The sequence below is a fragment of the Stenotrophomonas sp. 05L44_2 genome, from assembly GCF_056665995.1.
In genome coordinates, this window is sequence record NZ_JBFTNR010000147.1 from 1 (window position 1) to 7,055 (window position 7,055).

Genomic DNA, 7,055 nt, shown 5'->3' on the forward strand with positions numbered 1-7,055 from the left:
TCTTCATTCAACGTGGTCATCAGCACCACCGGTGTTCCCGGGTAGAGCACGGAGGGGGTGATGCAGCGGCGCTGGAAGTCTTGCGGTGGCATGTCTGAGCTCGTGGCGTGCGGGCGATGACTGTGCACTGTGCAGGGGAGCGCATGCTTCGATCCGGGTCGAACGATGCGCGGAAAGCGGCATGCCACAATGCGGCCATGGTCCAGACGTCCCGCTCCTTCATCCATGTCGGCACGCTGGTCGGTGACCATGCACGCGCGGCCATGCTGTTGACGTTGATGGATGGCCGGGCGCACACGGCGTCCGAGCTGGCCGGCGTGGCTGGCATCTCGCCGCAGACGGCAAGCAGTCATCTACGGCGGTTGCTCGACGGCGGCATCCTGGCCGTGGAGGTGCAGGGACGCCACCGCTATCACCGGATTGCCTCGACCGAGGTCGCCGACATGCTGGAAGGCATCCTGCGTTTCAGCGATCAACGGCCACCGCTTTCTCCACGAGCGGTACGAGTTGATGCCGGCTTCCGCCGGGCGCGCACCTGCTACCGGCACTTGGCGGGTAAATACGCCGTCGCCATCTGCGACCACCTGCTGACCATCGGGGCGATCTCCACGGCTGCAGACCATTGGCAGATGACGTCCCATGGCGCCGCCATCCTGCGCGCGGTGGGTCAGCCGCTGGAAGCGTTGATCGCGCGATCGCCACAGGTGACGCCCGCGCGATACTGCCGCGGCTGCCTGGACTGCACCGAGCGGCGCCCGCACATGGCCGGCATGGTGGGTGAAGCACTGCTGGAGAGTTTCCTGCAGAACCACTGGCTGCGTCGCCTCGCGGGGCGGCGCGACCTGCAGGTCACACCTGCCGGGCAGGAGGCATTCCGCAGGCTGTTCGACGTACGCGCCTGAAGCCCGCCGCGCGCCGCCGGCAGTCTCAGCCGGCCACGACATTGCGACGGGGTATGGTCGGAGTCCTGGTCTTCGGGAGCAGCAATGGCAGGCAAGGACATGAGGGGCCGCATGCACGATGCGGCTGGTCGGCAATGAGCAGGTCAACCGCAGATGTGCGCTGGCTTACTTTCCGGCTGAAGAACGGGCAGTCCATCGGCCCCGATCAACTGAAGGATGGCTGGGTCGTCGCCTCGGAGAGCCGTCATTGTGATGTGCGCCGGGAGAGTATCGAGGGCRCTGGCGTGGTCTATGCCCTGTATGGCCCGCCGGATCTTCCGTCTCCGCGCCGCGCCGAACTGCGCATGCGCGACTTCCTCATGCGCTCCGGCTATACCTTCACAATGGGTACGCTCGGCCACTGATGCGGTCGGCTGCTCAGAAGGGAGCCGCGGCTGCCTTCAACGCCTCGACCACCTGTGAATCCGCAAAGCCGCAGTGGCCTTCGCCCACCGCAGGCAGTACGCGCGGCAATGGCGTGGCGCCAGCGTGCTCGGCCAGCTGCGGATACACCGTCTGCATGCGCGGCACGATGCTCGGGTCGTTGTTGTTGAACTGGATCACCAGCGGTCGCTTGAGCGCGCCGGTCAACGCCAGCTTTTCGCGCACGTATCGCTGTGCCGGCGCAGCAGGTGCCAGCCGCTGCACGCCCGCGTTGAACGCCTTGTCGTCACCGAATCCGCGGTAGACGGTCCTCACGTTGCCGACCGGCATGCCGCCGGCGCGCGTGGCCAGTTCGTGCAGGATCATCGCGTGCAGGCTGATCGTGCCCGGCAATGCCTCCACGCTTACCTGCAGCCGTGCAGCCAGTTGCGCAGCCACGGCCGGCCGGGTCTGAAGCGCGGCGGCGATGCCTTGATAGAGCTCCATCTGCGGCAGTGCCGCAGCTTCCGCCGATGCCAGGCCCTGCCGGGGCAGTCCCTTGGGCTCGGGGAAGAAATAGTCGAACGCCACCAGAGTGGTCAGCAGGTCGTTGGCCAGTTGTTCGCCGGGCAGGTTGGCCCCGCACAGCGACACGCCTCCGGCGTAGTTCCGTGGCAGGCGTTCGAGGGTGGCGATGGCCACCGCACCGCCCATCGAAAAGCCGAGAATCCAGGTGCGACGCACGTCCTTCAATTCGGACGCGGCGTGCGCGCGCAGGCGTTCCATGTCCACGATCGCATCTGCCACTGCCCAGCCCTGGCTGGCATAGGCGCTCTGCGCCACGGCATAGCCCGCTGCAAGCAGGCTGGCGGTGCTGTCGTTGGCCGGCATCGGTGATGGCTGCGGCACGCCCACCGGTTCATAGCCATGCGCCAGCATCACCAGTTCGCCGTTCCAGCCGGCGGGCACGTCCAGGCGCCAGCGCGCGCCCTGCAGCTCACCGCTGGAGGTGCGTGACGGGGCGGGCGGCGCGGCGGCCTGCGACACGTGCGGCAGCAGCAGGACCAGTGCCAGGACCAGCCGGTGGAAGGTTCGCATCATGGTCTTTGCCCTGGCCGGTGCGGTCTGCGCGGAAGGTGCCGCCTGTATAGCGCTGCCCCTGCACGGTGGCTAGCCCCTGACGCAATGCAATCGAATTCGATACGATCTGCCGTATCTGCTCCCTTCCATTTGATCTGGGGTCCCGCCATGGTCGATCGCCTCGCCATCCTGCTCGAACGCTTCGCGGTCACCGCCTCGGTGTTCCATGCCGGCGCGCTGTGCGGCATCAACAGCCTGGAGGCCGAAGGCGACGCCGGCCARCTGCACCTGGTGCGGCGCGGTCCGTTGCAGGTCAGTCATGGCACGCAGACGGTGCAGGTCGACGTTCCCAGCCTGCTGCTGTATCCGCGCCCGCTGCCACACCGCTTCCACACCGATCCACAGCATGGCGCGGACATGGCCTGCGCCAATCTCCATTTCGAGGGCGGCAGGCTCAACCCGATCAGTGCCGCGCTGCCCGATTTCATCTGCCTGCCGTTGGCCGAACTGTATGGCGGCCATGCCGCCCTGGAGCTGTTGTTCGAGGAGGCATTCGAGCAGCGCTGCGGTCGCACGGTGATGGTCAACCGCCTGTTCGAGGTGGTGATGATCCAGGTGCTGCGGCAGTTGATGGAGGGGGGCGAGATGCGCGGCGGCCTGTTCGCCGGGCTTGGCCATCCACGGCTGCGGTTGGCGCTGGTGGCCATGCACGAGGCACCCGCCCAGGCCTGGACACTGGAAGATCTGGCCGATGTTGCAGGCATGTCGCGCAGCGTGTTCGCCGCCAGTTTCCGCGAGGCCATGGGAACCACGCCCGGGCAGTATCTGCAGGGCTGGCGGGTAGGCCTGGCGCAGCAGGCGTTGCGGCAGGGGCGACCGTTGAAACGGATCGCCGACGAGGTTGGCTATGGCAGCGAGGCCGCGTTGTCTCGGGCGTTCAAGGCACACACCGGGCAATCGCCACGGCAGTGGCGCGGACAGGCGCGCGCTGCTGCCGGCTGACTGTTACCCCAGCGCGAGCCGGGTCAGCTTCATGCCGGCGAACAGCCCGGCCAGGCCCAGTGCTACCGAGCCGCCGGCGTACAGTGCGGCCAGGCCATGCTGGCCCCGCTGCAGCAGCAGGCCGGTTTCCAGCGAGAAGGTGGAGAACGTGGTGTAGCCACCAAGAATGCCGGTGGCCAGCAGCAGGCGCAGTTGCGGCGACGCGCCGTTGCGCAGCGCAAACGCCTCCACCACCACGCCCATCAGCACGGCGCCGCTGATGTTGACCAGGAACGTCGACCAGGGCCAGGTGCTGCCGGCGGCCACGCGGGCGCCGATCAGGTTGCAGGCATGGCGCAGGCAGGCGCCGACACCGCCGCCGAGGAATACCAGCACATAGTTGTTGAACGTCTGCATTGCTTGCCTCGAGTGCGTGTTCGCAGGTTCGACGGCGGACGCAATGGCGGGCACGGCCTGCCATCGACGAACGCCGGGTTCGTCTCAGCAGGAGCCATCAGCCATCTCAGGCGGTTATCGGGGGAGCCCCATCCCCATCGACGGACATGCTACCAGCCCGCGATGGGTCAGGGCAGGGCAGTCATCACCACGCGTGCGACCTTACCGCGGCTGACGCCCTCCATCAGCAGGTCATGGGCCATCAACCCCAGCGTGGCCTCGCGACGGTAGCCCACCTCAAGTCCGCGCTCGTCAAGGATGTGGGCGACCAGCTCATAGGCCGCTTGCCAGACATCCAGATGGGCTTCGCTGGGCATGTGCATGTAGGCCGTGCCGCGCTCGCCGACTCCCCGTCCCAGCGGGCCGAACAGCAGCTCGCGTGGGTCCAGCTTCACCGCATCGGCAATGCGGAACAGCTGTTCGGCTTTCACGTGGTTGGCCTTGACGTGGTCGTTGAGCCAGTTGCTGACCGTTGCCGTCGTCGTTTCGGCGGCACGCGCCAGGTCGGCAGGGCGTGCATGCCCGGCGTCCTTCATGGCGACCGCGAGTCGTTGTCCAAGAGTATTCATCTATGCAAGCCAGCTTAACGCGTGGAAGCGAAAGAGGCCTTGGCGCAAGAATAAGTTTGATGATGAAAGGGATCGAAAATGGACGAATTCTGGAGCAAGCGGCAGGTCCGCACGCGGCTGGGCTTTTCCACCGACGCAGAGCTCGCCAGGTTGTTTGGAATCAGCAGATCCGCTGTCTCGCAATGGCCCAGAGGCTTTCCCATCCCGCCGCTCAGGCGCTACATCCTGCAGCAGCGATACCCTGCGTTGTTCCCGATGGATGACGACTCGCACGATGAAACCGCATGAGATGCGTCGAGGGTTGTCGCAGACAAGCCGCCAAGATCGATTTGCTAAGTATGCTTAGCAACATAGACAGAATCGATCGACGTGTCCCCAGCGATGGTCCGATCTGTGATGGCTACCCGGGTTCGCCGGCTGGCTTTGTCGACATCGGCACGGACGTTTCTGATCCCGGTCGCTACGGCCTTTCATGAACGATTAATAATTTCAATCGCGAAAGTCGCGGCCTGTAATTGACGTGTCGTGAAATCTATGACTAATTGGCATCAACCGGCTGTGAAGGCCGGGAGTCTTTCAGTAGCTCGCAAGTGAATCGGTCGACCGTCAACGATGCAGAACAAGTCCAACGGAGGTCGTATGGAATACGGCATGCATGGCTTGGCTGAACGGGTACGCCGCGAACTGGAAGCCAGTTATCACAAACACGGATGCGGTCCGGCGTTCTGGGATACCTACCAGCAGGTGCTTGATCGTCTGGTTCCGCAGGGGACCGGGCGAACCGATGTCACCAATGAAATGGCGCTGATCATCGAACAACTGGGCATCGTCCGCCGCGCCCAGCTGGTACCGCCGCGCCCGGGCGACCCGGGCTGATTCAGAGCAGGCGCCAAGCGCCGCACACCAGCAGCGCCAGCAGCAACGAAGCCAGGGCCGTGGTGCGGGGGCGCCACCACCGGCGCGGCTGGCCTGCCATCACCTGCGGGCTGCAGTAGCGCACCAGGCTGGGGCCGAAACCGGCCTGATGCTGCTGCTGCGTGCACGCTTCCAGGCAGGCACCGCAGGCCAGGCAGTCGGCCTGTGGGCCATGGCGGATGTCCAGCTGCATCGGGCACGCGCGCACGCAGGCCATGCAATCGAGGCAGTCGCCCAGCCGATCCGCGCTGAAGGTGGGCATCGGTCCGGCCAGCAGCGGATGCGCGGCACGGAAGACATAGTCCTGCGCGGTGGTCGGATCGAGCAGGCCGCGACCGCGGCCGAGCACGCCGCCCAATGCCGGCGGGCGGGCGCCGCGCGGCTCGCCGCGGCGTGGGTCATACAACATGCGCGGGGTGTGCGGGTCGGTCAGCAACGGCTGCATGCGCGCGAACGGACAAAGTGATCGGCACACCTGCTCGCGCAGGAACCCGGCATTGCCCCACGTGGCGCCGGCATAGAACAGCACCCAGAAGGTCTCCCAGCCACTCCATGCGCCATCGAACGCGCCGGTGACCAGTTCGCGGATCGGGCTGAACAGCCCGACGAACGTGATCCCGGTCCACAGCGACAGCAGCAACCAGGCCAGCTGGGTGGCCGGCCGCGCCAGCTTCGCCGGCAGCACGCGGGCCAATGCCTGCGCGATTCCGTCGAACGCTCGTGTCCATAGCGTCTGCGGGCAGGCATGTCCGCACCACACGCGACCAGCCAAGTGGGTGAGCAGGGCCAGACCCACCGCCATCACCGCCAGCAGCCCCAGCAACACACCGATGTCATCCGGCCACAGGGTCCAGGCGAACAGGTCGAAGCGGCGCGCGTTGAGGTCCAGCAGCAGGGCCTGGCGTCCATCCCACTGCAGCCACGGCAGCGCATGGAACAGGACCAGCAATGCAAGGCCCAAGGTGCGGCGCCAACGCCATGCGCGCAGGGGCGAGGATGCGGTGATGCTCATCCCAGTGGCAGCTCCTCATCCTCTTCGTTCGGCATCGGCCGCAGCAGGTAGCCGGTCACCGCGCTGGAAAGTGCGGTGACCGCCCAGAACATGAAGAAACCTGCGGTGTAGCCCAGCTCACGGCTGATGGCCGTACCCGGGAAGCTGATCGCCTGCAGCCGCAGTGGATCGACGAAGGCGAAGAACACCACGCAGGCCAGGCCGGCGGCGATGAAGCTGGGCCACAGGACTGCACCCCAATGCTGGATACGCCGCTGGCGGCTGGAAGTCGGTGTGTTCATGCGGGTTCGGGTTGAAGAAGAGGGCGGCGCGTATACTTCGCCGTGGTTGGCGCAGCATCCGCAGGGCATGCTTCCTGCAAGCGTGCCAGCCTAGGTGCGCCGCAGTGCGCTGACATTGATCTGGATCAACAGCGGTGGTGGCGGCATGCGGCACACTGCCGATCCGCACTTGGTACCCTGATGAACGCAACGCCCACGACTGACCTTCCCATTGCTTCGCCAGAGTTGTGCAGCGAGGAGGAAGTGACCCGGTTGGTCCATGATTTCTATGCGCGCGTGCGTGAAGAGGAGCGTCTGGGGCCGGTATTCGAAGGGCATGTGCGCGACTGGCCGGAACACCTGGCCCAGCTCGTCGATTTCTGGTCGGCGATGCTGCGCGGGACCCGCAGGTTCAAGGGCTCGCCGATGTCCAAGCACATGGCGATCGATCTGGAAAAGGATCTGTTCGACCGCTGGC

Annotated in this window: 11 protein-coding genes and 1 riboswitch; of the genes, 6 read left to right on the top strand and 5 right to left on the bottom strand. The window is 65.9% G+C overall.

The window, feature by feature from the left end; translation table 11 throughout:
* Positions 1–197: 197 nt before the first annotated feature.
* Positions 198–902: an ArsR/SmtB family transcription factor gene (locus AC1VAN_RS07050; RefSeq protein ID WP_442251053.1), complete on the top strand. Its 705-nt coding sequence runs from the start codon at positions 198–200 to the stop codon at positions 900–902.
* 134 nt (positions 903–1,036) lie between these two features.
* Entirely contained in the window at positions 1,037–1,306 is a 270-nt protein-coding gene (locus AC1VAN_RS07055) for a hypothetical protein (protein ID WP_480985533.1), read from the top strand.
* A 13-nt stretch (positions 1,307–1,319) separates the two neighbouring features.
* Here AC1VAN_RS07055 and AC1VAN_RS07060 read toward each other — a convergent pair whose 3' ends face one another.
* Positions 1,320–2,402: an alpha/beta hydrolase family protein gene (locus AC1VAN_RS07060; protein ID WP_442251058.1), complete on the bottom strand. Its 1,083-nt coding sequence runs from the start codon at positions 2,400–2,402 to the stop codon at positions 1,320–1,322.
* A gap of 150 nt (positions 2,403–2,552) precedes the next feature.
* Here AC1VAN_RS07060 and AC1VAN_RS07065 point away from each other — a divergent pair, with 150 nt between their 5' ends.
* Positions 2,553–3,386: an AraC family transcriptional regulator gene (locus AC1VAN_RS07065; RefSeq protein WP_032976490.1), complete on the top strand. Its 834-nt coding sequence runs from the start codon at positions 2,553–2,555 to the stop codon at positions 3,384–3,386.
* Positions 3,387–3,389: 3 nt separating this feature from the next.
* Here the strand turns inward: AC1VAN_RS07065 and crcB are convergent, their stop codons facing one another.
* Positions 3,390–3,782 carry a fluoride efflux transporter CrcB gene (crcB, locus tag AC1VAN_RS07070; RefSeq protein ID WP_025875171.1) on the bottom strand — a complete coding sequence of 131 codons (393 nt, stop codon included), beginning with the start codon at positions 3,780–3,782 and terminating at the stop codon, positions 3,390–3,392.
* An 81-nt stretch (positions 3,783–3,863) separates the two neighbouring features.
* Positions 3,864–3,927, bottom strand: a riboswitch (Fluoride riboswitch).
* Between the two features lie 22 nt (positions 3,928–3,949).
* Entirely contained in the window at positions 3,950–4,390 is a 441-nt protein-coding gene (locus AC1VAN_RS07075; RefSeq protein ID WP_223485056.1) for a helix-turn-helix domain-containing protein, read from the bottom strand.
* Between the two features lie 78 nt (positions 4,391–4,468).
* Between AC1VAN_RS07075 and AC1VAN_RS07080 the strand changes: the two genes are divergently transcribed.
* Positions 4,469–4,678, top strand: coding sequence for a helix-turn-helix domain-containing protein (locus tag AC1VAN_RS07080; protein ID WP_025875167.1), 210 nt, complete (start codon positions 4,469–4,471; stop codon positions 4,676–4,678).
* Between the two features lie 351 nt (positions 4,679–5,029).
* A complete protein-coding gene (locus AC1VAN_RS07085; protein WP_025875165.1) occupies positions 5,030–5,266 on the top strand; it encodes a hypothetical protein in 237 nt (78 codons plus the stop codon).
* 1 nt (position 5,267) lies between these two features.
* Here AC1VAN_RS07085 and AC1VAN_RS07090 read toward each other — a convergent pair whose 3' ends face one another.
* Together AC1VAN_RS07090 and AC1VAN_RS07095 are read right to left on the bottom strand one after the other, a co-directional pair.
* The gene (locus AC1VAN_RS07090; protein ID WP_032976491.1) at positions 5,268–6,317 is read right to left on the bottom strand and encodes a 4Fe-4S dicluster domain-containing protein; all 1,050 of its coding nucleotides are present in this window, start codon (positions 6,315–6,317) and stop codon (positions 5,268–5,270) included.
* Positions 6,314–6,598, bottom strand: coding sequence for a hypothetical protein (locus AC1VAN_RS07095; RefSeq protein WP_032976492.1), 285 nt, complete (start codon positions 6,596–6,598; stop codon positions 6,314–6,316). The genes AC1VAN_RS07090 and AC1VAN_RS07095 overlap by 4 nt, the downstream gene beginning before the upstream one ends.
* 180 nt (positions 6,599–6,778) lie before the next feature.
* Here AC1VAN_RS07095 and AC1VAN_RS07100 point away from each other — a divergent pair.
* Positions 6,779–7,055 (top strand): group III truncated hemoglobin (locus tag AC1VAN_RS07100; protein ID WP_480985534.1); only part of this gene is annotated, 277 nt, incomplete at its 3' end.

Excerpts from the sequence above, each read along its gene's own strand:
- AC1VAN_RS07050 (WP_442251053.1), top strand. The coding sequence starts at position 198 with ATGGTCCAGACGTCCCGCTCCTTCATCCATGTCGGCACGCTGGTCGGT.
- AC1VAN_RS07060 (WP_442251058.1), bottom strand. The coding sequence starts at position 2,402 with ATGCGAACCTTCCACCGGCTGGTCCTGGCACTGGTCCTGCTGCTGCCG.
- crcB (WP_025875171.1), bottom strand. The coding sequence starts at position 3,782 with ATGCAGACGTTCAACAACTATGTGCTGGTATTCCTCGGCGGCGGTGTC.
- AC1VAN_RS07075 (WP_223485056.1), bottom strand. The coding sequence starts at position 4,390 with ATGAATACTCTTGGACAACGACTCGCGGTCGCCATGAAGGACGCCGGG.
- AC1VAN_RS07080 (WP_025875167.1), top strand. The coding sequence starts at position 4,469 with ATGGACGAATTCTGGAGCAAGCGGCAGGTCCGCACGCGGCTGGGCTTT.
- AC1VAN_RS07085 (WP_025875165.1), top strand. The coding sequence starts at position 5,030 with ATGGAATACGGCATGCATGGCTTGGCTGAACGGGTACGCCGCGAACTG.
- AC1VAN_RS07090 (WP_032976491.1), bottom strand. The coding sequence starts at position 6,317 with ATGAGCATCACCGCATCCTCGCCCCTGCGCGCATGGCGTTGGCGCCGC.
- AC1VAN_RS07095 (WP_032976492.1), bottom strand. The coding sequence starts at position 6,598 with ATGAACACACCGACTTCCAGCCGCCAGCGGCGTATCCAGCATTGGGGT.